The sequence below is a fragment of the Paraburkholderia caribensis genome, from assembly GCF_002902945.1.
GTDB lineage: Bacteria > Pseudomonadota > Gammaproteobacteria > Burkholderiales > Burkholderiaceae > Paraburkholderia > Paraburkholderia caribensis.
This window is the reverse complement of record NZ_CP026104.1, coordinates 386,897-411,194: the sequence shown is the minus strand read 5'-3', so window position 1 is coordinate 411,194 and position 24,298 is coordinate 386,897. Positions and strand designations below refer to the sequence as shown.

Here is a 24,298-nt window from a genome sequence, read left to right as displayed (position 1 = left end):
TTTAAGTTCCGCTTGACGTTGGGTGCGCATGCGCAGTGAGCTGATGCGCGGCGGGGAGTTCGCAGAGGAACATCACTGCGTGGACCTTGCGCAGCTCATCGGCGTGCTCGCGCATAAAGTCACGCAGGCGTTCTTCTGTGTCGACCAGTTCGAGACACTGCGGATGCCGCATTCCGCTGATTTCTGGATGCTGATGAGAAAGCTGCTCTCCAGGCAGATACCCTGAACTGATTTGATGCAGCATCGCTTGCATGATATTGGACCTCTTCGCGACAGATATCAGGTGATGGGCGAGCGCAGGTGCGCTGAGGCGATGCCAGAACCGCGTCGCTCGGGCGCGGGTCGCAAGCGGGAAGTAAAGTCGCAGCGCCGCAATGCGCTGGTTGTTGCTTTGCTGAATCATTGGCCGCTTTCCCCTGCCGTCACTGCCGGATCAATATACCCACGCGGCTGCTTGCCATTCGCAACCAGTGTCACCGCTGTTGCTTTCTGCGGTCGAGACCCGCCGGGTTCGGCACGCTGTATTCCGTCTGGCACCGGCAGTCGGTGTTTGCGATGTTTGCCATGCCCGACGCGCTGCGCGTGATAGATGCCCGCATGGCCAGAAAACAGATACGCGGTCACGCAGCCGATTGCGGCAAGCGGGCCGATGCCCGTGCCGAACAACTCCATGGCCATGATCGTGGTGGTGATCGGCGTATTTGCGGCCCCGGAGAACACCGCAACGAAGCCGATGGCTGCCATCAGCGCGAACGGCATATGCAGCAGCGGCGCCAGTGCATTGCCGAGGGTCGCGCCGATGTAGAACAGCGGCGTGACCTCGCCGCCCTTGAAGCCTGTACCAAGCGAGGCAACGGTAAAGCCGAACTTTGCGATAAAGTCCCACGGCTGCATCGGCTGCTGAAACGAGCGAACGATGTCGGGAATGCCGAGGCCAATGTAGTGATAGGCATCGAGCGCCCACACGGCGGTCGCTATGACGATTCCGCCCACGAACGGGCGCAACGGCGCATATGGGATGTAGCGCTTCACCAGCGCGCCGAGCTTGTGCGCGCTGGTTGCGAATGCCATGCCGACCAGACCGAACGCAATGCCGGCGATCACGACAGCAACGACGCTCCATGCGCTGATCGGCGCGATCGTGCCGACCGCATAGTGGACGTGATGGACGCCCCATGCCAGACAGACCTGATCGGCGACGATGCCTGCCACGATGCAAGGGAAGAGCGCGTCATAACGCATGCGTCCGATTGCCAGCACCTCGAGTCCGAACACTGCACCGGCCAGCGGTGTGCCGAACACCGACGCGAATCCTGCGCTCATGCCGATCATCAGCAGGATGCGACGATCTTCACGTTCGAGGCGGAACGCATGGGTCAGCTGGTCCGCGAGTGCTGCGCCCATCTGCACGGCCGTGCCCTCCCGTCCGACCGACGCACCGAACAGATGCGAGACGATCGTGCCGCCGAGCACGAGCGGCACCATGCGCAGTGGTACGACCTTCTTCGGATCGTGGATTTCGTCGATGATCAGGTTGTTGCCCGCAATGACTGGCTTACCCAGCAGGTGGTACAGCCAGCCCACGGCGAAGCCCGCCACGGGCAGCAGCCAGATCGCCCAGCGGTGAGCCTCGCGCCACGCGGTTGCGCTATCGAGGGAAATGAGGAAAAAGGCGGAGGCGCTACCTGCGAGAGCCGCGGCGACGCAGGCGATCAGAAACCACTTGCCCAGATAAGGCAACAGTTCGAGTTGTTCAAAGCGTTTGAGTTTGTGCATTGGTCATGTGCGCGATGTTGCTTGGCCTGACCAACGAAAAGGATGTGGGCGCGAGCGCCTACAGTCCCGACGATAGTCAGGTAACTGTAGGCGTCATTAACCGCGCCGTTAGCGCGATGGTTAAAGGAGGAACGCCATCTCCAATCAACTCGGACTATATAGCATCCGATGACAGCGAACAACCGTCTCTCTTCCCTGATTCAGCCGGGGAAGATCTGAATTGCGCCGCGATTCGCGGTAACGGTGTTTCCTGACGGTCCGTTTGAAATCCGCTAGCGGCCATTGCATTGAATGTTCGGCGAAGGGCTGCTGTGGGTCGGCTACGGAATTTGGGGGGGCCGCTCGGCGACGCGCGATCATCGGCGAGCTTCGAACTGCCGGGATCGGCCAGATGCGGTCGTTCGAGCGGGGCCAACGCGCATGCCGGAGCGGCGCTTGATGTCCGTACTCCGGTCACGCGCCCGTCGCGCGCTCGCCTATTGACCCATGCTCCGGAGATTGATAGGATGGCCTCACTTTCAAAACGCCCTCCCGGTCCGCCGGGAGGGCGTTTCGTTTTGGTTCCTGCAACCAAAATGGAACCCTGGAATGAAAGCCTCTCTTGAAATCCGATCTGGCTCGGATGCCGGTCTCGGATATGTGCAGTATGGCAATGGTCCAATTCGCGTGCTGGTCATGCACGACTGGCTCGGCGACCATTCCAGCTACGATGCAGTCATGCCTTGGCTCGATGGCCATTCGTTTAGCTACGTTTTCGTCGATTTGCGCGGCTACGGGCAATCCATCAACCTGGACGGTGAATTCACGGTCGAGGAGATTGCAGCCGATTGCCTCATGCTCGCTGACCGACTGGGTTGGACGCACTTCCATATCGTCGGCCACTCGATGACCGGAATGGTCACGCAACGTATTTCGGCGGACGCGCCGTCCCGCGTCATAAGCGCGATCGCCGTATGTCCCGTTTCCGCAGCTGGAAATCGGTTGAGTCCTGATGCACTGGCTTTCTTTGCCAGCACCATGCAAGACGACGATGCCCTTCGGAGGTTGTTTCGCTTCGTCACCGGAGGACTGTCCGATTCGTGGGCTGAACGCAAGGCCCGACAAAGCCGCGACACAGTCTCACCTGACAGCCGGGCCAGATACCTCGAAATGCTCGTCACGGCGGACTTCGTCGATGACGTTCGGGGTCTTGAAACACCGTATTTGGTCATCGTCGGTGATAAGGATCCCGGACTGGATTCGGAGGCAATGGCGCGCACTTTTCTCGCATGGCATCCGAACGCAGAACTGCAAGTTATCCCCAACTGCGGTCATTACCCGATGCAGGAGTGCCCGCCATATTTCGCAACCGTTATCGAAGGCTTCTTGAAACGCAGTACCACCTGACTTGACTGGCCGCAGGAAAGCCGGAAACGGACATATTCAGGCACGGGCCTGGATTGTCCGCACCGGGTCGGGTGCTGCCGATCATGGCCATCGACGGCGAGGCACGCGACCCGCAATTCTCATCGGGCAATAGTCGGCCAATAGTTGCCGTTCGCGTAAGATGGAAGTTCGTGGCCTCAATGACCGCTTCCCCGTTTACAGGAGCCATTAGCTATCGCAGCCGCCCATCGGAGTCAGGCCTCGGCAGAAACTTCGGCCTATGGCAGGATGTGCCGAGCAATAAACCCTGCGACAGGTCGAGCTATGTCCTGTGCGAACTAGGCGTTATGCGACGGGTTAGAGTGGAATTTTTCCGGCGGGCACTTCGACACCGGGATCGACCCAGCGCTGCGTGACGCACGTGCAAATTTTGTCGACACCATCATGGTGAAGCGTCAATCACGACGGCGATGTTAAACAGGCTGGCACTGTAAATTGCACCGCGGCACCTCGGGGCTGGTTCGAACTCGCCCATAACCGGCCGCCATGCGCGTCGATGATGGAGCGGGAGATCGACAATCCCATACCCAAGCCAGTGGGCTTCGAGGTATAGAAGGGCGCGAAAACCTGCTCGGTGTTATCGAGAGCAAACCCAGGTCCTGAATCACGCACGCTCACAAGCACGCAGTCCGAATCGGCGTGCTGCGTCTGGATCTGCAAGTCCCGTATGCCGTCGCTAGCGAAGGTCATTGCCTCCAGCGCGTTGATAATCAGGTTCAGTAGTACCTGTTGCAGTTGGACGCGGTCTCCTTGGATCAATGGTAAATCGTCGGATAGTTCCGTCTGCACTGAAGCGCCCCGCTTAGCCGCTTCGCCGCGGGTCAGTTCGATCACTTCGCTAATCGCTTCATTGATATTGACCGGCTCTTTGCGTGGCGGCGCCTTTTTCACCATTTGACGAATCCGGCCAAGCACATCGGCGGCTCGGGTCGAGTCTTTGACAATTCGACTGAGTACCTGGTCGACTTCTCCGACGTTGGGCGGTTGGGCGCGTAGCCAGCGCAGCGCGGCCTGCGCGCTTGTCACGGTCGCTGCAATGGGCTGATTGACCTCATGCGCAATAGAGGCCGTGAGCTGCCCCATGGTCGCGACACGGTTTGCATGTTCGAGCTCCGTTTGTACTTCGCGATAACGGTGCTCACTTTCGCGAGCTTTTTTCTCCGCTTCCTTTCGCTCGGTTAAATCGAGCACGAAAGCGACACCTTCCCTTTTGCTAGCCTCGAAGCTCGCGAGGCCGACGATGACGGGGATGCGGCAACCGTCCTTCCGGATGTACTCCTTTTCGTATGGCTGGGCGCGTCCGGTGCGGATGGCTTCCGCCAGTGCCTGTTCGCTACCCTCCCGCGAATCCGGCGGCGTCAGGTCGCGCCAACGCACGCGGCCCGATACGAGATCTTCGCGCTCGTATCCCACCATGCGGAGAAATGCGTCATTGGCCTCCAGAATGTCGCCACGAGCATTCCAGACAATGATTCCGATAATGTTGGCTTCGACGAGGCGCCTTATCTTTACTTCGCGTTCTGTGACGTCACGATAAAGACGTGCGTTTTCCAGCGATATCGCCGCTTGGGAAGCCACCAGTTTCAACACAGCGATGCGGGCCGGGCTAAATGCGCTCGCGGTCAGATTGTTCTCGAGGTAGAGCGCACCGACGAGCTTGGTCTGATTCACCAACGGCATACAGAGAATGGAGCGCGCGCGATGCTCGCGGATGTAGGGATCGGCTGCAAACGGTGAGGCGGCCGCCGCGTCATCAAGAAAGATACTGTCGCGGGTGCGCAGCGCATGATAGAGGATCGATTCCGGCAGCGCGGCGGCGCTCACGGGCGCATCGCAAAGTTGCAGCGTCGTCGTTTCACCGCCCGTCGTCACTTCCGCCGCAATGCGTTGTTCGCCGCCGTCCGACAGAACTAGCAGGCCACGTTCGCCGCCCGCGTGCTCGATGGCGGTGCGCATTACCATATCGACCAGCTTTTCGAGAACGATGTCTGCAGAGGCGGCCTGGGTGACCTTGATCACTGTAGCAAGATCGAGGCGTTCGACGGATGCTGCGATCGTGGCCGTCGGGCCTTGAGCAGATTCTTCCGTCCTGAGGAAAGGATGAAGGTCTTCGAGGTGCCGCACTTTTCCGTCGGCGCCCCAACGCAGGTACCCGTAGTGTGCGTCTTGCAGATAGACACGAGAAATCTTTTCGATACCACGCGCTGTATAAAAGCGCGAGGCAAGCTCATTGGCGAGTGCCTCGATGTGGATCGCGCCGTTTTCTTGTGCCGAGTGTATCGCTCTCTCATAAAGGTTTTCAGCATCAACCACTCGACCTTCAACACGTGCAATCTCCGCTCCGATTAGCGCCTCTCGGCTCTCGAAGTTCTCGGGGCAGTTTTCAGCCCAAATCTGGAAGTGGCTGTGGTGTTCGGCCATAGCGCACAAACGCCCCGGCCGCTCACCGGCAGGACTGGAGTCGCATATGGCAGCCTGGACCAGCGCGCTATAGAAATGGTATTCAGCTTCCTCGAAGAACGAGGATGAGGTCCAGAGTAAGGGTTGGGCCTTCGTGGAAGCATCCATGGCTGCCGGATAGTCGGCGGCTAGATAGCGCGCCTGCAATTTCCTGGTCCAGTACCAGCACTCCGCCAGCGCCAGATCCCGGTTGGCGGAGAGATGACTTTCGGTGCGAAACTCGTTGAACTTTTCGTCGTCGAAGCAGCCAAACCTCGGCGTTAAGCCTCGAAGCATCCGGACCAGCGCAAGTTGCGCGGCGATGAAGTCGACGACAAGACCGAATCGGACCTTCTCGGCGTACGCGAGGCCACGCTCAGCCTCGATTTGTAACTCCGGCAGCGCCTCGCCGGCAAAGAGCAGATCCGAATTGAGGCTATTGCCCGCGTAAGCGCCATACGGAAGATCTCCGATGCGGTTCGCCGCGTCGAAGGCGCGACGCAACAGATCACGGCACTCCCGCACAGGTTTCAGCCAGCGTACGACAAAAATAGAGAAGCAAAGATACGTCTTTGCCTCAAAGCGTTTGAGACCGCGGCGATTGACAAGTTCGCAGCCGAGCTGCCCGAATCGATATCCGGCCTGATAGTCGCCGAAACGTCTCCCTGCAACCCTTCCGACATTGGCATAGAGCACGCACGAAGCATCGCAGTTGCCTCGCTCAAGACTCAGATTGACCGCCTTGCAGATCGTCAGGCAAGCCAGGTTTGCATCCGTCTGCAAGGCTGGCGCGAAGAGCTTGCTCAGTGCCTCGACGGTCCCGAGGGACGCTGCGTCCTCCATGAGAGGTAAGTCGATGAGTTCCTCGATTGCACGATCCCCGAGCTGAGACCAGATGCGCTCGTATTCGATCCGCACTGTTTCGTCGCTCGGGTGCGCAGACCAGTCGATGCCGACGTGCCGAAGATATGCGATACAGACCTCAACTGCGCGGTCGCTTCGATCAAGTACCAAATAGACATCCAGCTGCAGGCAAGCGACGAGCGCATGTTCGACCGTTGTCTTGGCGCTAGCAGACAAGGCCTTCAGGCGCTCGTCTGCTAGCGACGGTTGCCCTGTCAGGAATTCACATTCTGCCCGGTTCAGTTCCAGTGAAAACGTCAGGTCGTGCCGGTTCTCCCAGCAATCGGTGCCCAATAGCTCTGCGCCGGTGACCAGATAGCTGAGCGCCGAGGTATAGGCAGAGGACGCCTTGGCGCGTTGGCCGGCGAGGAGATTGAATCGGGCAAGTTCGTCACGCTCGTCCTGTCCAGCAATCAGCGTCGCACCACGATTGAGCTGACCCACTATCTCGAAGATCGCTTCCTCGCGCCGTTCTGGGCGCGTCTGCGCCGCTAGCAGCCACCCGATCCGCAGATGAGCCTCGGTGCGAGAGTCTATAGGGATGGTTGAATAGGCAGCTTCATGAATGCGGTCATGAACAAACGCATAGGAGTTCTCCTGCCGCCCGACGAGTTCTTGACGGATAGCCTCCCACAAGGCCGAGTGGACCTGAGCTTCCTGTATGCCAAGAACGGTCGAAAGCGTCGCGGTTCCCGCGGCATTACTTAAACACGCAAGATGTTGCATGACTTGCAGCGGCGTTGTCAGGTTGATGGCCCAGTCACGTAAGATGGCGTGATGAAGAAATCGAAATCGCTCTATCACGGTCACCGTTTCCCAGCCGAGGTCATCAGTTGCGCTGTACGTTGGTATTTCCGCTTTCCGTTGAGCTTGCGCGACATCGAAGAACTGCTCTTCGAGCGCGGCGTGACCGTGACATACGAGACAATCCGTTGCTGGTGCGACAAGTTTGGCAAGGGTTTCGCCCACCGGGTCAAAGCTGCGCGACGCAAGCCGGGTAGCACATGGCACCTCGACGAGATGTTCATCACGCTGCGTGGCGAACCGCACCTGCTGTGGCGTGCGGTCGACGAGCATGGCGCCGAACTCGACATCTTGGTACAAAAGCGGCGCGACAAAGCCGCGGCCAAACGTTTCTTCAAGCGTGTGCTGCGCTCCAGCCCCGTACCGCGCAAGATCGTCACCGATCAGTTGCGCAGCTATCCGGCGGCAAAAGCGGAGATTCCGGAACTTGCGAACGTGAAGCACGTGTTCGTCACAGCAGACGCCCGACTGAACAACCGCGCAGAGAACAGCCACCAACCAACGCGCGAACGCGAGCGTCGCATGCGCGGCTTTCGAGACCCGAAACGCACACAGAATTTTCTCTCGTGCTTTGGGCCGATCAGGCAACACTTCGCGCTCAACCGGCATCTGCTGCGCGCTTCCCTCTATCGCAAACAGCTCGCGGCGCGATTCGTTGCCTGGTGCGAACTCACCAAAGTTACCGAAAATCCGTCCTGCGTGTTCTGAGGGACGCCCTTTCCTGCCGTCTCTCCGCCTCGGTCTCGATAAGTTGACAGAGCCCTTAGTCGGACCCCGTCAACGATGGACCGCGAGTGGCGCTCACGAATGTATTGAGCAGTGACTTGGATGGCTGGACGAAACCCTGGCAAGCGCGGACCAGTAGTCAGCCAGGAGATTGGAGGCTGTGAAAGAGATGATCATGACGCAATCAGAATCCAGTGACACGCAGTTGATTCAGTGGGAGGCACATGCCTGTCTGCCGTTGATTCCAGGGCAGGACATGTCGCGCCTGACGAGATATCGGGACGCCGGATTCCACCATGTGTCCGTCAACGTGGGCATGGACATGACGCCTTTCGATACCGTCATGCGGATGATCGCGAGTTTTAGAAGCTGGCTGACTCGGCACCCAGAAAAGTTTGTGCTGGTGGGCACCACTGACGATATTTATCATGCGCGTCAATATGGAAAGCTCGCCGTATCGTTCGACCTCTAAGGATCAAATATGCTGCTCCAGGATCCCGCTATGGTCGAGCTATTTGCGAATTTAGGGGTACGCCAGATGCTGCTGGCCTACAACCGCGACAACAGTTGTGCCGGCGGATGTCATGGAGCCGGGACCGGATTGACCGCTCTAGGCCACGAAGTCGTAGGCGCTATCAATACCGCCGGAATCATCATCGACTGTTCGCATGCGAGCAAACGATCAAGTCTTGAGATTATAGAGACGTCACAGCGACCGGCGATCTTCTCTCATACGAATATCAAAGCAATTTTTGATCATCCGCGAACGATCGATGATGAACAGATTCTCGCGTGCGCGGCTCAGGGAGGTGTGATTGGCCTCACAGGCTTGAGCATATTCCTGGGGGATCCGTCTGCATCTGTGGACGCTTACATTCGGCAAATCGATTACGTGGCTGAGCGAGTCGGAACGCGCCATATAGGTATAGGTCTCGATACCGAGCTGTACCCAGCGCATAAAGATTTGCCAGACAAGGAGAACGAAGATGACTGGTGGCCGCATGAACACTATGGGCAGATGAATGGGCATACCCAATTACAACCGGAAACGCTCGGCGAGGTTGCTAAAGAATTGACGCGACGGGGTTACTCAAAATCGGATATCGATGCGATTTATGGTGAAAACTTCATGCGTATCGCGAGATCTACCTGGCCGAAGTCTCCCGCCAGCATGTCCGTTTGACGATGTCTCTGCTCAAACAGCAACAAATGCCTTCCAGCTCAATTCGATAGCCATTGCAACCGTTAATGCATTAAGAGCAATCTAAGGCGGTAAGTGGGCGGGACCAAGGGTCCCGCAGCAGAGAAAGTCTCGGTTCGAGTTTGTCGTCAACGACCCAGCGCCCATGCTTCAGCATCGGCGCCGGCGGGAATGTGCATTGGAGATGACGGGTCCGTCGCCGCACGCCACACAGCTTCGGCGACGTCTTGTGCTCGAGTGGTGGGCGAAGATGTATCCCGCATCCCAGCGAAAACCTTTTGTGCAAAATCCACGTATGCTTCATGATCGAAGCCATGCATGCGGCTCCGCGCGCGCTCTCCGAAACGAGTCTCGGGCGCGCGCCCAGGAAGCACGAGGCAAGCCCGGATACCAAACTGCTCAAGCTCCAATGCCATCGACTCGGTAAATGCGCCTGCCGCGGCCTTGCTCGCGCGGTAAGCCGCAATCAGAGGTACCGCTTTCAACGTCACGCTTGACGTGACGTTAATGATGACGCCGGTTTTACGCTCCCGAAACTGCGGTATCACCGCCTGCGTCACCGCGATCGTGCCGAACGTGTTGGTTTCGAAAAGCTCCCGTACCGTGTCGAGCGGAGTGACCTCAGCCGGGGACGCTGCGCCGAAGCCCGCATTGTTCACCAGCACATCAATTGGGCCAGCGGCATCGACAGCCTTTTCGATGCTCTCGGCATCAGTGACGTCTAGCGTCAGCACCCGCAAGTGCTCCGAGCGTGGCAGCACATCGGCACGCGGTGTGCGCATCGTGGCGACGACCTGCCAGTCACGAGCCAGAAAGTGGCGGGCGATTTCGAGGCCAAATCCGGAGGAACAGCCTGTGATGAACACGGTTTTCATGGGGACTCTGTGTGAGGTAGTTTGTGTAGGCCATACGATAGAGCTTGAGTACCGTACGTTCTACAATTGAGAATCCAGATTTCATTTGCAGGAGTCCGACAATGACGGACCCATTGGCGGAAGTCGTGACGCTGCTACAACCGAGCGCCCGGTTTTCCAAGCTGGTTGTTGGTGCCGGCCCTTGGCGTGTCAGCCGCCCAGATACGGGTCAGCCGTTCTACTGCGTAATCCTGGAAGGCGTTTGCCATATAGCAATCGACGGACACACACCGATCGGACTCGTTTCTGGAGACTTTGTCCTTATTCCCGCAGTTTCCGGAATGTCGATGTCCAGCCTTGTGCCACCACCACCTGGTGTTGAAACGTCGATACCGGTCTCGCTCGGAAACAATGAATTTAGAATCGGCCAGCCGAACGGGCCTGTTGATTCCCGGATGATGGTCGGCTACTGCCGCTTTGGCTCCCCCGATGCGTCATTGCTGGTTTCATTGCTACCAGAGCTCGTGCACGTCCGCGGCGCCGCGCGATTAACAACCTTGGTTCAGTTGGTGCGGGAAGAGTCCCTCGCGCAGCGGCCGGCGCGCGACGTTGTGCTGTCACGACTGCTGGAAGTGTTGCTTATCGAAGCGTTACGGTCCACGGCGGAATCAACAGCTTCCCTAGGTCTGGTTCGCGGGATGTCCGATTCCCGCCTCGCTGCCGCGATCCGCAGAATGCACGAAAAGCCCGCACGCGCGTGGACAGTGATTGAACTCGCGAAAGAAGCTGCGTTATCGCGCTCCAGTTTTTTTGAACGCTTCAACCGCGCGGTCGGTTTGGCGCCCATGGAATACCTGCTCACCTGGCGTATGGCGCTCGCAAAGAACTTGCTGCGACAGACGAACGGCCGTATCACCGAGGTTGCACAGCGAGTTGGATACAGTTCCGCGAGTACATTTAGCGTCGCTTTCACTCGGCATGTCGGACGATCGCCTTCACAATACGCGCGAGAAAACCAGCAGGCTGCCGGTCAATGTCTAGCGCGGTAGCCGGGTAAGCTTGCATGCTCTTACATGCGCTCAATCACATGACGATCGACAAGGGTAACTTGATTACTACCTTCATTAGCCGCGAGTTCTTGCGTGGCGCCCTCGAACTCGAACAAACTGAACGGGGGCTCATGCCGCACCGTCTGCCCGCTCGAGCGCGTGCTCAATGCACTGACCCGCAGTTGGCGATGGCCGAGTCTCAGCCTTCAGGAGTACGGCTGGTCTTTCGCACTCAGGCGACGTACATCGAGCTTGATGTCCTGCCAACACGGTACGCATACGCGGGAGTCCCGCCGCGGCCACCCGGTGTGTATGACCTGCTGGTCGACGGCAGCCTCCTCCATCAAAGCAGTGCGACGGGTGGCGACACCGTGACTATCGACATGGCCAGCGGCGCCGTTTCGAAGCAATCGGGGTCTCTGTCCACGCTACGGTTCACCGGTCTGCCCAGCCATGAGAAGAAAGTCGAGATCTGGCTACCGCACAACGAAATCACGGAGCTTGTCGCGCTGCGCGCCAACGCCCATTTCGACGCCATTGCTGACGAGGGTCAAAAAGTGTGGCTGCATCACGGCAGTTCCATCAGCCATGGCTCCAACGGAGATAGCCCGACTTCGATCTGGCCCGCGCTTGCCGCTTCTCTCGGTAACGTGGAACTGGTCAATCTCGGATTCGGTGGCGGCGCGCTGCTCGACCCCTTCACCGCCCGAACGATCCGCGACACGCCTGCCGACATGATCAGCCTTAAGATCGGCATCAATCTCGTCAATACGGATCTGATGCGGCTGCGCGCATTTGCGCCAGCGGTTCATGGCTTTCTCGATACCATTCGCGAAGGCCATCCAAACGTGCCGTTACTGGTCATCTCGCCGCTCTATTGCCCCATTCACGAGGATACGCCTGGTCCTGGAGCGCTCGATCTGAACGCACTAGCCGCAGGGAAGGTTGCGTTTCGGGCGACGGGTGATCCAGCCGAACGCAAGGCCGGAAAGCTGACGCTGACCGTCATCCGTGATGAGTTACGACGCATCGTGCAGCAGCGGGCTGCGAACGATCGACATCTGCGCTATCTGGACGGACTTACGCTCTACGGTCAACAGGATTTCGCCGATCTGCCTCTGCCCGACCAACTGCACCCGGATGGACCTGCACACCTTCGCATCGGCAAGCGGTTCGCCGAACTCGCGTTCGGCGGTGGTGGCCTTCTTTCGGCTGAGTGATCAACACGTTGAGGTTTGGAAAGGCATTGCAATCGGACAATCAAGCGATACCGTTGACTGTCCGTTTGTGGCCCGCGTGGTTTCTTTCGCAATCGACATCGCAGCCATGAACCTCGTCAGGCTGCGATTGGCAGTACGCGACCCTCTCCGGTCAGACGGCCGTCTCCAAAGCGGTCAGTCAGCCAAATCCGGGTTTCGCGAAGCGGAGTGCCGATAAGCGGCCGTTGGTGACCTCACCCGATCGGCCACAAGCGGTCGGTGACGGACGGACGCAGATCGTCGACAATGGGTTGCGACGACCCGCGACTTTAAGTCAATTATCAAGCCTCCTATAAGCATGCCACTCGAATACCTTGTCATGTTTCAATACCATGAGCCCGAATCCCGCCAACTATTCGAGCGAGGAGTGATTGAAGACTATGAATCAACGACTGGAGTTTTCATTACGGCCAACTCGGCAGAAGAAGCTTTGATTTGGTGCAACGCAATCGCGCAGGAGGTCCTTTGGCACTGCAATGACGACAGGTCGTTGGACTGGAAGCAATTGGGATATTCGTGCTGGATTGAATCCGATCTTGAAACGTCGTCATGGAGTCATTGTTTGGGTTTTTTTCAGCATGTGCTGATCGGCGAAATGCCCAATGTCGACGCAATGGGTACTGACGCATACGTGAGCTGGCAGAAGCGGTAGCTCAACCGGCCGCCGTTCGAATGACCGAGTTCGAGAATTGCGAGAGACCGCTCTGGGTCGACTAGGGAAGTTCGGCGATCAGCCGTGGCGGGCCGTTTGTCGTCAGCCGACGGATATCCGGGTTCGGCCACTAGGCGACGCTCGCCGAAGATATCACTGGACATTCATATGACTGGTCCGCCCTGGAAAGAGCCATTCGCTTCGTCCTGAGGTTGGCCGCAAGCTCCCGTCAAGAACACGTTGCGCGAACGAATTTCGGTATCGCAACCGCTTTGAGTTGTCTCGTTGTGAACTAAGAGGTGTAGTTGCCGAATAGCTCGTGACCGACCTCAGCGAAAGGCACTGTCTGCCCTCTCACGCTAACAACCCTTCACGACACAGATGGCGCATTTCTGCTATCGGTATCGGACGATAGCAATCTCGGCACGCTCGATGGTCGACACGTAGATGTGTCGATGCGTATTGGTCGACTCCCGATACGTGTGCGTGTTGTAGACGATAGCGGCATCGCCACCCGCTTGCCGAACCGCATCTACGATGCGCGACGTCGTGCCATGCATGCCGGGCAGCGGCAGCCAGTTGGTGACCATCGTCTGCTTGACGATGTCATATGGACGGGTGGGTGCGCCATGCAACCAGACATCAATACCGTCGACAACTTCTGGTCCCTGATCGGATGTGGAGCCCGCAGAGGGCCCGGTGAGCAAGCTGTCCATAGGTTGCGGCAATGAGCAACCGGCGATGCAGAGCACGAAGGAGCACGAGACAGCCCAGCGTGAAGATAAGGGAAAGCGCATGTGAGAGTTTCATATCGGGACGCACACAAACAGGTGCCAAAGTGACCCATCACGTTTCGGTCGCGGCAGCAGAGTAGCCTCAGACTCGCGATGGCGGGCAACGCGGAATTGCGATGCCCAAGGTCATTCTGGACGCCCGAGGCCGCGACGGAAAGCGTGACATGGTCGCAATAGCGGCCACGTTGATGTTGTTGACGGCCACGCATCGGCAGCGCGCCTCGCGGTGGCCGGAACTGGTGCCGTTCTGACCGTCAGACTCATTTCGAACCCCTCATAATTTCTCTGACCGCTAGCGCTTCGTACGCAGCGCGCGGTCGTTTGGAATTGGTTGGAATTGAGAGGAGTTATGAATGGCATTGCTTGAACTGCATCCGGATACGCTTGAATCGATCATCCCGTCGGACGGGATCGTGGTCGTCGATTTCTGGGCGCCCTGGTGCGGACCATGCCGGCATTTTGCACCCGTGTTCGAGGCCGCCGCCTCAGCGTTTCCGGACATCGACTTCGTGAAGGTCAACACGGAAGAACGCTGGGATCTCGCAGCGGCGGCCGGGATACGCTCTGTACCGACGCTGATGATCCTTCGCGAGGGCATTCTCGTCTATCGGCAGGTGGGCGCGCATTCCCAGTCGCAGTTGACTTCTATCATCTCGACGACAAGGACATTGAACATGAACGAAGTTCGCGCGCATGTCGAGCATTCTCTTAGCCAATACGAATAGCAATCGGGAGACGGCATGTGCCGTCTCCCGTGTGATGTCTCGTGCTGCCGGTAGCCGGAGTGCAGTGTCTCAAGTGGCGGCAATAGCCTGCCGCACGGTTTCCAGCAGCGCCGGACCCTCGCCGCGAAAGCGCTGGCGATATTCGATCGGCGTCACGCCGAGACGCCGGATGAACGCGCGGCGCAAGCTGTTCTGATCACTGAACCCGCACACGTACGCCACTTTCTTGAGGGGCGTATCGCTTTCCTCGAGCATTCGTCTGGCAGCCTGCACGCGCGCAATTTCGACGAAATCACCGGGCGTCGTGCCCGTCTCTCGTTTGAACATCCGCGAAAAGTTTCTGACGCTCATTCCCGCCCGACTGGCTAGCACTTCGACGGAAAGCTCCGCCGACAGATCGTTGAGGATCGATTCCTGAATGTCCCGCAACGGGCTGCGTTCGGTGACCTGCGCTGCCAGATGCAGACTGTATTGCGATTGACCGCCAGGGCGTTTGACGAACATCACGAGTTCACGGGCAACGCGCAATGCCACGCCACGGCCGTGATCTTCTTCGACCAGGGCGAGTGCGAGATCCATTCCAGCCGTTACGCCCGCAGACGTGTACACAGGACCATCCTTGACGAAGATATGGTCAGGTTCGACACGCACGTTCGGATAGCTCTTTGCGAGCCGTGCCGCGGAATTCCAGTGCGTGGTGGCGCGCCTGCCCGTGAGCAAGCCCGCACGGGCGAGCAGGAACGCGCCTGAACAGACGGAGCCTAGCCGGCGCACGTAGCGGGACTGTCCGACGAGCCACGCAATCAACTCCCCATTCTCTTCATACTCGTAAATGCGCGGACTTCCGGCTACGAGCAGGGTGTCGATGTCGCAGGGCGTGTCGGCGATCGACGCATCGGGAAGAAACCGCATGCCATTCGACGCGGAGATGGTTTCCAGGGTAGGGGCGACGGTCAGCAGCGCGTAGGCATTCGGATCGCCTAGCTGACAGTTCGCTTCGGTAAACACGTCCATTGGCCCGGCAAGGTCGAGCATCTGGACGCCGGGAAACACCAAGAGAGCGATTCGCATCATGACTCCGGACGCTGATCGATTGAAGCTATCTGCATTGTATGCGCCAGGACGCCGTCACCAGAACCGATGGCAGGAAATGGGCCGAGTGTGGCCGTTATTTCGCATCACGCCTCATTCGTAACCCGATGCGGCTTTCCGTCCGTGCGTGTCCTTACCTTATCGCAACTTGACCGTTTCTGACGGCTTCCCACGACTCACCGCGGTGCTATTCGTTGGCAGAATGGGACGGCCATGATCTGGCAATTGGGTGTTCTTTTTTTGTGAGGAGGTGCATCAGGTGGCCTGGTTTTGTGTGTTCCTGGCAGGCATTTTCGAAATTCTATTCGCCACTGGTCTGAAGTATTGTGCAGGATTCACACGTTTTTGGCCAACGCTCGGCGCCGCGGTGTCGCTGCTGGCCAGCATGACGCTTCTGGCAGCTTCTGTGCGGACTTTGCCCATCGGCAGCGCTTATGCCGTGTGGACGGGCATTGGCGCAGCGGGTACGGCCATTCTTGGCATCCATCTGTTCGGCGATTCCGCGTCGCCGGCCCGGATGGCCTTTCTCGGGTGCATCGTCGTCGGCGTGATCGGTCTGAAAATGGCTTCGTAGTCCGGCCTGGCGTTTTGGCGTCGTCATCCGCCACGGTGGTTCAGTCTTATTTTTTTGCAGGTTCTTACATGCTAGACAAGGTTCTGGGCGCAAAGCTCCAGGTCTGGATGGAGCGCGTTCGAAACGAGCTCGATCTTCCTGTTCGTTTGACTCTATGGAACGGTATCAGTCACGACCTCGGGTCGTTCGATACACCTCTCGTATCGCTGCGCATCAATGACATCGGCGCGATCGGTGCGTTTCTCGACCCGAGCCTCGATACGCTTGGCGAGGCCTACGTGCGGGAGTCAATCGATATCGACGGCAAGGTGGCCGATATCGTTGATGTCGCTTACAAGCTGGCCGCGCTGCCGGCACCATCGACTGGCGGCGCGAGCCTGGCGGGCAAGCTGATGCGTAAGTACGCGCATTCGAAGAGCGATGACAAGGCGGCAATTCAATACCACTATGACGTGTCGAACGACTTCTACCGCCTCTGGCTCGACAGGAAGATGGTCTATTCGTGCGGCTACTTCGAATATGGTCTTGAAACGCTCGACGAAGCGCAAGAAAAGAAGATCGATCTGATTCTGTCGAAAATAAGGCTCAGGCGCGGGCACACACTGCTCGATATCGGATGCGGCTGGGGTGCGCTGATCATCAGGGCGGCGCAGCGCTTCGGAACGCATTGCGTCGGCATTACGCTATCCGAACGACAGTACGATCTCGCGCTCGAACGGGTTCGCGAAGCACAGGTCGCCGATCTCGTCGAGATCCGTCTTCAGGACTACCGGGACGTGACTGGCCAATTCGACCGGATCACGAGCGTCGGCATGTTCGAGCATGTCGGGCCAGACAATCTCGAGGAATACTTCTCACGTATCCAGTCGTTATTGACCGACAACGGTATTGCGATGAATCACGGCATCACGTCGACGGATGCTGAGAGCGGCGATTCTCCTCACGGCGGCGGAAGCTTTATCGACAAATACGTATTCCCTGCGGGAGAACTGCCGCACATCTCACTGGCGCTGAAGACGATGCAGTCGGGCGGACTGGAGCCACTTGACGTCGAGAACCTCCGCCGACACTACGTGCGTACGCTGGCGCACTGGACCGAGCATTTCGAAGCGCAGGCGCAGCGCATCCGCGCAATGGTAGGTGAAACGAAGTACCGGATCTGGCGCGTGTATCTGGCGGGTTGCGCGCACGCATTCGCGGTGGACAACGTGTCGATCTTCCAGATCGTGTGCCAGAAGTCGCGGCAGCCGGCGGCCGTGATTCCCTGGTCGCGTCGCTACATGTACCGCTGATCCGTTTCACAACGCGTGGCGTCCGCACGTGCGTCACGCGGTTAGTGAGTTGCCGTAGCATCCATCGTTCATTCAGGGAGAGGCGACTTGTCATCCGCGTTCATCCCGTTCCTGATGCATTCGAGAAGGTCGACTGAATGCATCATCCATTTCCGCTTACCCGTGTCATCCGATGACGAGCGATTCATCCTCGCAGCGGTGGAACTGGTTGTTGATGGTTTCGATGTCGAACTGGTGTGGTCCCGAATTGAAGGACGCCACGCGACGTGCGTCGTGCCGTATGAAGTCGTTGAATCGTTCCTGAATGCACTGCTTGATGCTCTGCTCTTCGCTTCCGGGCAAGGGCAGCAGCCAGTTCACTTTTGCGCAGACGAAACAAAACCTCCACGCCCGCGACGATAGCGGTGCGTGGAGGCTGGTGTGACGCAAGACCTGCTGCGGCATGAAATTCATGCCGCAGCATCCATGCTTATGCGCCGAGAAGCTTGCCGTTGAACAGGAAGTGCAGCGTCCGGACGAACAGCACGGCGATCGCAATGGTGAGAAGCGTGAGCAGAGCGATAGCAATGAGCGTCACGGGCCAGGCCTGCACGAACATCGAGTACTTCAGCGACGCGCTCGTCAGCGCGGCCATCGGAAAGCTGATCGCCCACCAGCCGGCCGCAAACGGGATGCCCTTACGGAACACCTTGAACGCCAGCGTCACGAACACGAACAGACCGAAGTAGAAAAGCAGGCCCGCAAACGTATCGACGTGCTGCGTGAAGTTCGTGTACGCGAGGAAGCCGACTTCAAACGGCGCGATCAGAATCACCATCGAGGGCACCATCCCGACGGGCAGCGGTTCGTGATGGATCAGGCGCGACATGATCATCGTGAAGAACAGCAGCGCGATCATCGCGCCAACGGCGAGCCCGAACAGGTTGACTTCATGCGCCCAGGGCATCGGCATCGTGCCGCCGGCCACGGCAATGTCGAGTGTCGCCACGCCCGGTATCAGCCACGCCGGAACCGCGTGGCCCGCATCGATCTTGCCCTGCAGCAAACGGCTCGCGATCACGAACGAGAGCGCCACCGTGCTGATGGTGCCGATCGTCCAGACCACTTCGGAAAGCAACAGGCTGACGGGCGCGATGACGGACGACAGCAGCAGGATCGCAATCGTGATCGTGCCGAAGAAGTTGCCTGCAATCGGGTGACGGAATTCGCCGGCCACTGCGTCGGGATGCCTGAACCACTTAACGAGGTATCCGCCGCTGAGCAGCAGGAAAACCACGACGGCGAGCGTGCCGATTGCGCCTGAAACATAGGGGCTCACGCCGAACTCGTGGCTCGTGAGCCGCCACGCGAGGGAGAGGCCGGCAATACCCATAACAGAGCCGAACAGGTTCACTGGCAGATTCTTGATGGAAGCGCTATTTCGGACAACTTGTGGGCCGGGGGAAGAAAGCGTGGACATGATGAACCTCCTGAATATTTTGAATTCCGATCGGGCAAGCGCCCGGTGTCTTGGAACAAATTTTGGTTCATGAATCGCGTGGCCGAAAGTCGCTCAACGATCAAATTTCGGCCATCGAAGGACAGAGAACGGCCAGCCGGCCAAGAGGCGTTTCTGAAGTGCCCCTGCGACGGATAACGCTCAGCGTTCAAGCGCCGTTGTGCCGAGAACGGCCGCGACGTTGCGCCTGAGCGTCTGCGCTCCGCTGAAGCCGCACAACTGGGCGATCTGCGCAATGGAGTGAGTGGATTGGACGAGCAATCGCATCGCTTGCGTGACGCGCTGCGTGCGCACGAATTCGAGCGGCGTGGTGCCCGTTTCGCGGACGAACACGCGTGCGAAATGGCGCTCGCTCATCCCGGCACGGGCAGCGAGGCGAGACACGCAAAGATCCGCTGACAGGTGCGACAGGATGTAATGCTGAAGTTCGCGGATGCAGGCGCGTTTGCCCATGCGAAGACAGGGCCGCGCGGCCCGTTTCATTGACGTTCGACAGCAGGTGTCGAGACGTTGAGCCAGTTGGGACGCGGCGAACTGTCCGAAGTCATCCCTGACGAGTTCAAGCGCAAGCTCGACGCTGGATTCCGGGCCGAACGCCGTCAACACCTTGCCGTCACGTATGAAGGATTGATCGGACCTCGCGACGACGGTTGGCCATCGTTGCGAGAACCGCCGAAGCGCGGCAGGGTGAAGCGCGACCGTGCATCCGTCGAGCAGACCCGCGCTGGCAAGCAACGGTACCGCCTCGCCGACCGCGCCGATGCGGCGCGCCTTTTGCCCCGCTGCGGCGATCCATTCGACGAGCGCCGCTGCGGTCGGCGACCGGTCCGATTCGCCACCCGCTATGAGCAGCGTGTCGAAATCGGGCGTGGTGGTCGCAATGGTCGAATCGGCCATCACGGCGAGGCCGCCTTTCCCCGTCACATACAGGAAGTCCAGCCCGATCAGCTGGAACCGGTAGTGTTTGCCGTTGTTAGAGCCTTCATCGAGTAGGCTGAGTGTGTCCATTGCCGCAACAAGGTCCGACGTCCTGTGACGTGGCAGGACAAGGATTCCGATATGCATCGTTGCCCCGATTCGTTGAACGCAATCGAGTGTAGGGCTGCGGTTTGATCCGGATCGCGGCATGGCGCTTTGTTGACGCGTTGTGTCCGGAAATGAAGCCGCGTGCGCAGCGCATCGGATACAGCATCGGCATGGGTGTGCCGAGATGGCCGTTCGATGCCCTTCTTTGGCTTGAGTTCGAATCTCGCGCCCATGGACCCCTTGGCGCGGCCTAGCCGACAATGCTCGTCAGTTTGCAGTGCGGCGTAAGCATGCAGATATCCGAACTATATTGATGGAGAAGCAAATGACTCCCATAACGCTGTATCACGATGGCTGCTCGATCTGCGTCGGAGTGGTCGAGAGCATGGACACGTTGATCGACAAGACCCGCTTTGCGCTGCGTGTCGTCAATCTGTCGGAACGGCGAGATGCGGTAGCGGAAGCTGAAGCGCTACGCGTATCGCGTTTGCCGTCGCTCGTGTTCGGCGGGCAAGTGATCGAGATCGACCCGCATGCACCGATTTCGGCGTTCAGGGAGCCTGAGTGGCATGTCGGTCCCTCGCCGGAAAGCCTTTGAACCGTACGGGCAAACGTTCGCGGCGTCGCTATTCAATCTCTGTCACCGTCTGGGGCAAGAGCATGTCGAACACACAGTTGGTCAACGTTATTTCGAATATCGAGCGCGTCAGCAAGGACGCGCATGGGCAGTTGTCCGCGCCGCAACTGCGCGAAGGACTGAAGGCGCTCTACGGACCTCTGCCCGTCAATCCGCGAGCGAGCTTTAGAACCCTCGACTTCCCCGGGTTCAAGGGACTTCATTGCAGCGCGCCACAGGGGTTAGCCGGTAAGGCGATCCTCTTTCTGCACGGCGGCGGATTCGTGATGGGTGAGCCTGAGACATTCCGTACACTGATCGCCGAGATCGCCGTGCGCACGACGGCGAACGTGTATGCGCTCGATTACCGGCGGGCGCCGGAGCATCCTTACCCCGCAGCCTTCGATGACACCGTTGCCGCCTGGTGCTGGCTGCTGCAGCAGGGATACGCGCCGGAGTCGATCGCGCTCGTCGGCGATTCGGCAGGAGGAGGATTGTGCGCGTCGCTGATGCTGGATCTGAAGCGTCGCTGTCTCGCTCTGCCGTCTGCGGCGTTCCTGATTTCGCCGTGGCTCGATTTGAGCATGTCGGGGCAATCGGTCTTGACAAAGGCTAGCGTCGATCCCGTCGTTTCACCGGAAGGTCTTGCATTCTTTGCACAAAACTACTTGCGTGCGCAGTCGCATACCACGCCGTTCGCGTCGCCATTGTTCGGCGACCAGGCTGGCTTGCCGCCGTTGCTGATTCACGTCGGCGGCAACGAGACCTTGCTCGACGATTCGGTGCGCTTCGCGGGCAAGGCAGGTGCTGCCCAGGCGAGAGTGCGCCTCGATATCTGGCCACAAATGATTCATGAATGGCACATATGGCATTCCGTTCTCGACGAAGCGGATGCCGCGCTGGAAGAAGGCGCCATGTTCCTGCGCGTGCATCTCGGCATCGACATGCGCCCGGCGTCCGCCGACGTTTCCACAACTGCCTGAAAGAGTGCTCAAACCATGCCGATATTGCGCGTCAACGGTGTCGACCTCAGTGTCGCGATAGAGGGGACGGGACCGCCGCTGCTGTTTCTTCACGGACTCGGCGCGAGCGGGCGTGTGTGGTCGAAGGAGGTCGAGTCGTTCAAGCCGTACTTCACGACGGTCGCAATCGACGCGCGAGGTCATGGCCGATCGGCGCGTCCCGCGCACTATACGCTCGACGACCATATCGACGATGCCGCAGGCGTCCTCGATGTGCTCGGGATGACCGACACTCGTGTCGTTGGCTCGTCGATGGGCAGTTACGTCGCGCAGGGTCTCGCTGCGAGATACCCCGCGCGCATTCATAGCCTGGTGCTCGTCGTGCCGAAGTGTCATGGCGAGACATCGTCATCGGCGCGGCTGATTGCGGAACATGCCGATGAATTCAAGGGCATGACGCATGACGAGCAGCAGGAATATCTGCTGAAGCTGTCCTTCGGCCCTTACGCGAGCGAGCCAACGAAGGCGGCGTGGATCAGCGAAGAGCGCCGCGTTCCATTGACGCCCCCGGAATGGGCCTCTGCCGCAGCGGCGTTGACGGGCTTCGATCTGAGGCCAGCGCTGCCGCGCATCAAGGCCAATACGCTGGTCATGTCCGGACGCTACGACCGGCTCAACAGCGTGCAGGACGGTCAGGAGTGTGCGAGCCTGATTTCCGATGTGGAATTCGTCGAGATGAAGCGTTCAGGTCATTTTCCCAACGTCGAAGAGCCGACGCTCTACATCACGTTGCTGCGCGAATTTCTCGCAGGCTGGTAATGAGGCGTCTATCGAAACGAGAGATGTTGAAGTTCAAAAGAGGTTCATGTGCAAGATTCGCAAGTTCAAGATCCCGAAGAGGTCGGGCGTGGGTTTTCAATTCTCGGGATGCTCGACACGCGTGCGAAGACACTTGCGGTGATTCGCGAAGTCGCGAGTCATATCGAGCCGGGGATGACGGAAGACGACGCCGTTCAGCTGACGAAGAGCTTGCTCGCGGATGCCGGAATGGCGCGCACGTGGCATCCCGTCATCGTGCGTTTTGGCGCGAACACGGCGAGGCCGTTGACGGAGCAGCCAGCGTCCCGCGTCGTGCTCGCGGAGAACGACATTTTCTTCATCGACATCGGCCCCCGTTATGGTGCATGGGAAGGCGATGCGGGCGACACCTTCGTGGTGGGCGATCATGCGGAGCATGCGCGTTGCGCGCGCGACGTCAAAGCGTTGTTCCATGACGTTCGCGCGTTGTGGATCAACGAGGGGCTCACGGGCGCCGAACTGTACCGGCACGCCGCCGAGGCCGCGTCGAAGGCGGGTTGGCTCCTCGATCCCGTCGTCGCGGGCCACCGACTTTCGGATTATCCGCATGCCGCGATTCATGCGGGTCCCCTGGCGCGACTCGAGCGCCGTCCCGCCGCGATGCGATGGGTCGTCGAATGCCATATCCGCGACCCGCAGGGCAGATTCGGCGCGTTCTTCGAAGACATGCTGCTGCCCGACGAGTATTACGCGTAGCGCAAAGCAGAGTCGCGGTGTAAGACGTCGTAGCTACCCGTGGTATAGAAGGCAAGGGCTAAGAACATTTAGATTTGTTCGACGGCGGCCAACGCGTGCGGAGGCACCGTCAGATTCTTGTGGCCAATAGAAGCCATCGAATAATCCTACGTGGCAGCGATCGTCGGCGTCGCATTGATCCGGATATCGACAAGGGGACGGCGGTGTGAGTTTGCCAATGCAGGAAGGCGCCGTCGAATGCACAATCTTGCCGCCGTCGGCAACCGCCATACAGCTGACATGAACTCACGTCAGTCTCAATGACAGCAAGGCCGAACCGCTGCGCCCTAAAGCTGGCGTGGGTGTCCGGACCACTCGGTTAGCCGCCGTTGAACATCAGACAGCGCGAACGACAGCTGTGGGTCGAGTTATGCCTTTTGCATGGGGCGGCGCCCGAGGCGATCGCCGCGCCCGGTCGTGGGGCACTGGTCGGCCAGGAAGCGACGGTCGCCCATCTCTGCGGTTTGCCCTTCGAACGGCAGGTTCAGCCTCGGCAACAGCCGTACGTCACGGGTCCGACAAGTCAGACTGGCGGACGTCGCCCAGAGTGCTTCGTAAAGCGTCGGCCGAATGTCCGCGGCAAGCGCCTCACAGTCAGCGACCACCAGGGCTCATGCTTCGGCCTCGTAAAGCAGACCGTATTTCCCCCTCGTTCGCCTTATCCGCGCGAAACCGGCTTCGCCCAAATGCATGCCGGCGATCAGAAGCCGTTCGGAACTAACCTGGTCCAACAGCCGGGATCGTGTGGTCGTCGCCAAACACGCGTCTTGATCGAACGCGATTGATACATCCGGCCGCTCAATTTGAATGTGAGGAAAATGTACCACGTCTCCCCAAACCAGCGGACCCGTATCGCCGGATTCGAGGAGATAGCCGGTGTGCCCGTCGGTGTGTCCCGGTAGTGACATCGCCCGGATACCGGGAAGCACTTCCCCATCGTCGAAAGTACGGAGCGTGTCGCTGTAGCAGTCGAACACTCGGCGCGCGATGAGGAAGTTTCCGCGCGCCCGCTCGCTGGCTCGCGCCAGATTGCCGTCG

23 protein-coding genes, 1 pseudogene and 1 riboswitch are annotated in these 24,298 nt (G+C 59.1%); of the genes and pseudogenes, 14 read left to right on the top strand and 10 right to left on the bottom strand.

Annotated elements, in window-relative coordinates; all coding sequences use genetic code 11:
• Position 1: 1 nt before the first annotated feature.
• Positions 2-403, bottom strand: a complete 402-nt coding sequence (locus C2L66_RS40385) for a hypothetical protein (RefSeq protein WP_082670617.1) — start codon at positions 401-403, stop codon at positions 2-4.
• A complete protein-coding gene (locus tag C2L66_RS40380) occupies positions 400-1,776 on the bottom strand; it encodes a voltage-gated chloride channel family protein (protein WP_060611277.1) in 1,377 nt (458 codons plus the stop codon). Before C2L66_RS40380 ends, C2L66_RS40385 begins: the two co-directional genes overlap by 4 nt.
• A gap of 80 nt (positions 1,777-1,856) precedes the next feature.
• Positions 1,857-1,927: riboswitch (Fluoride riboswitch) on the bottom strand.
• 437 nt (positions 1,928-2,364) lie between these two features.
• Here C2L66_RS40380 and C2L66_RS40375 point away from each other — a divergent pair.
• Positions 2,365-3,162 carry an alpha/beta fold hydrolase gene (locus tag C2L66_RS40375; RefSeq protein WP_060611275.1) on the top strand — a complete coding sequence of 266 codons (798 nt, stop codon included), beginning with the start codon at positions 2,365-2,367 and terminating at the stop codon, positions 3,160-3,162.
• 438 nt (positions 3,163-3,600) lie between these two features.
• Here C2L66_RS40375 and C2L66_RS40370 read toward each other — a convergent pair whose 3' ends face one another.
• Entirely contained in the window at positions 3,601-7,269 is a 3,669-nt protein-coding gene (locus C2L66_RS40370; protein WP_082670615.1) for a trifunctional serine/threonine-protein kinase/ATP-binding protein/sensor histidine kinase, read from the bottom strand.
• Positions 7,270-7,320: 51 nt separating this feature from the next.
• Here C2L66_RS40370 and C2L66_RS40365 point away from each other — a divergent pair, with 51 nt between their 5' ends.
• The gene (locus C2L66_RS40365) at positions 7,321-8,055 is read left to right on the top strand and encodes an IS6 family transposase (RefSeq protein WP_060611273.1); all 735 of its coding nucleotides are present in this window, start codon (positions 7,321-7,323) and stop codon (positions 8,053-8,055) included.
• A 187-nt stretch (positions 8,056-8,242) separates the two neighbouring features.
• A pseudogene (locus C2L66_RS40360) lies at positions 8,243-9,256 on the top strand (membrane dipeptidase).
• 146 nt (positions 9,257-9,402) lie between these two features.
• Here the strand turns inward: C2L66_RS40360 and C2L66_RS40355 are convergent.
• Positions 9,403-10,149: an SDR family oxidoreductase gene (locus C2L66_RS40355; RefSeq protein ID WP_060611271.1), complete on the bottom strand. Its 747-nt coding sequence runs from the start codon at positions 10,147-10,149 to the stop codon at positions 9,403-9,405.
• Between the two features lie 101 nt (positions 10,150-10,250).
• Here C2L66_RS40355 and C2L66_RS40350 point away from each other — a divergent pair, with 101 nt between their 5' ends.
• The 3 genes from C2L66_RS40350 (at position 10,251) to C2L66_RS40340 (ending at position 13,088) form a co-directional block, all read left to right on the top strand.
• Complete coding sequence (locus C2L66_RS40350; RefSeq protein ID WP_060611269.1) at positions 10,251-11,177, top strand: AraC family transcriptional regulator; 927 nt, start codon at positions 10,251-10,253, stop codon at positions 11,175-11,177.
• Between the two features lie 38 nt (positions 11,178-11,215).
• A complete protein-coding gene (locus tag C2L66_RS40345) occupies positions 11,216-12,397 on the top strand; it encodes an SGNH/GDSL hydrolase family protein (protein ID WP_060611267.1) in 1,182 nt (393 codons plus the stop codon).
• Between the two features lie 406 nt (positions 12,398-12,803).
• On the top strand, positions 12,804-13,088 hold the full coding sequence (locus C2L66_RS40340) for a hypothetical protein (RefSeq protein ID WP_233445134.1): 285 nt from the start codon (positions 12,804-12,806) through the stop codon (positions 13,086-13,088).
• Between the two features lie 395 nt (positions 13,089-13,483).
• Here C2L66_RS40340 and C2L66_RS40335 read toward each other — a convergent pair whose 3' ends face one another.
• Complete coding sequence (locus tag C2L66_RS40335; protein ID WP_103323769.1) at positions 13,484-13,804, bottom strand: hypothetical protein; 321 nt, start codon at positions 13,802-13,804, stop codon at positions 13,484-13,486.
• Between the two features lie 194 nt (positions 13,805-13,998).
• On the opposite strand from C2L66_RS40335, the gene C2L66_RS42255 reads away from it, so the two are divergent.
• Positions 13,999-14,133, top strand: coding sequence for a hypothetical protein (locus C2L66_RS42255; RefSeq protein ID WP_257722154.1), 135 nt, complete (start codon positions 13,999-14,001; stop codon positions 14,131-14,133).
• A gap of 102 nt (positions 14,134-14,235) precedes the next feature.
• Positions 14,236-14,607 (top strand): thioredoxin, encoded by a 372-nt coding sequence (trxA, locus tag C2L66_RS40330; protein WP_060611261.1) that lies wholly within the window; start codon positions 14,236-14,238, stop codon positions 14,605-14,607.
• A 69-nt stretch (positions 14,608-14,676) separates the two neighbouring features.
• On the opposite strand, the gene C2L66_RS40325 is transcribed toward trxA, so the two are convergent.
• Positions 14,677-15,678, bottom strand: coding sequence for a GlxA family transcriptional regulator (locus tag C2L66_RS40325; RefSeq protein ID WP_060611365.1), 1,002 nt, complete (start codon positions 15,676-15,678; stop codon positions 14,677-14,679).
• 250 nt (positions 15,679-15,928) lie between these two features.
• Here C2L66_RS40325 and C2L66_RS40320 point away from each other — a divergent pair, with 250 nt between their 5' ends.
• Together C2L66_RS40320 and C2L66_RS40315 are read left to right on the top strand one after the other, a co-directional pair.
• A complete protein-coding gene (locus tag C2L66_RS40320) occupies positions 15,929-16,273 on the top strand; it encodes a DMT family transporter (protein WP_322789564.1) in 345 nt (114 codons plus the stop codon).
• 68 nt (positions 16,274-16,341) lie between these two features.
• The gene (locus C2L66_RS40315; RefSeq protein WP_060611259.1) at positions 16,342-17,565 is read left to right on the top strand and encodes an SAM-dependent methyltransferase; all 1,224 of its coding nucleotides are present in this window, start codon (positions 16,342-16,344) and stop codon (positions 17,563-17,565) included.
• A gap of 165 nt (positions 17,566-17,730) precedes the next feature.
• Here the strand turns inward: C2L66_RS40315 and C2L66_RS40310 are convergent, their stop codons facing one another.
• The 3 genes from C2L66_RS40310 to C2L66_RS40300 all read right to left on the bottom strand — a co-directional run bounded on the left by C2L66_RS40310 (position 17,731) and on the right by C2L66_RS40300 (position 20,128).
• The gene (locus tag C2L66_RS40310) at positions 17,731-18,018 is read right to left on the bottom strand and encodes a hypothetical protein (protein WP_103323768.1); all 288 of its coding nucleotides are present in this window, start codon (positions 18,016-18,018) and stop codon (positions 17,731-17,733) included.
• Between the two features lie 16 nt (positions 18,019-18,034).
• Positions 18,035-19,024 (bottom strand): SLAC1 anion channel family protein, encoded by a 990-nt coding sequence (locus C2L66_RS40305; protein WP_060611256.1) that lies wholly within the window; start codon positions 19,022-19,024, stop codon positions 18,035-18,037.
• A 180-nt stretch (positions 19,025-19,204) separates the two neighbouring features.
• A complete protein-coding gene (locus tag C2L66_RS40300; RefSeq protein ID WP_409372681.1) occupies positions 19,205-20,128 on the bottom strand; it encodes a GlxA family transcriptional regulator in 924 nt (307 codons plus the stop codon).
• Between the two features lie 286 nt (positions 20,129-20,414).
• Here C2L66_RS40300 and C2L66_RS40295 point away from each other — a divergent pair, with 286 nt between their 5' ends.
• From C2L66_RS40295 to C2L66_RS40280, 4 genes are all read left to right on the top strand, one after another.
• A complete protein-coding gene (locus C2L66_RS40295; protein WP_060611252.1) occupies positions 20,415-20,687 on the top strand; it encodes a hypothetical protein in 273 nt (90 codons plus the stop codon).
• A gap of 62 nt (positions 20,688-20,749) precedes the next feature.
• Positions 20,750-21,688 (top strand): alpha/beta hydrolase, encoded by a 939-nt coding sequence (locus C2L66_RS40290; protein ID WP_060611250.1) that lies wholly within the window; start codon positions 20,750-20,752, stop codon positions 21,686-21,688.
• A 15-nt stretch (positions 21,689-21,703) separates the two neighbouring features.
• A complete protein-coding gene (locus tag C2L66_RS40285) occupies positions 21,704-22,486 on the top strand; it encodes an alpha/beta fold hydrolase (RefSeq protein ID WP_060611249.1) in 783 nt (260 codons plus the stop codon).
• A 48-nt stretch (positions 22,487-22,534) separates the two neighbouring features.
• Positions 22,535-23,221, top strand: coding sequence for a M24 family metallopeptidase (locus C2L66_RS40280; protein WP_060611247.1), 687 nt, complete (start codon positions 22,535-22,537; stop codon positions 23,219-23,221).
• 650 nt (positions 23,222-23,871) lie between these two features.
• Here C2L66_RS40280 and C2L66_RS42495 read toward each other — a convergent pair.
• On the bottom strand, positions 23,872-24,237 hold the full coding sequence (locus C2L66_RS42495) for an MBL fold metallo-hydrolase (RefSeq protein WP_409372682.1): 366 nt from the start codon (positions 24,235-24,237) through the stop codon (positions 23,872-23,874).
• Between the last annotated feature and the right edge of the window lie 61 nt (positions 24,238-24,298).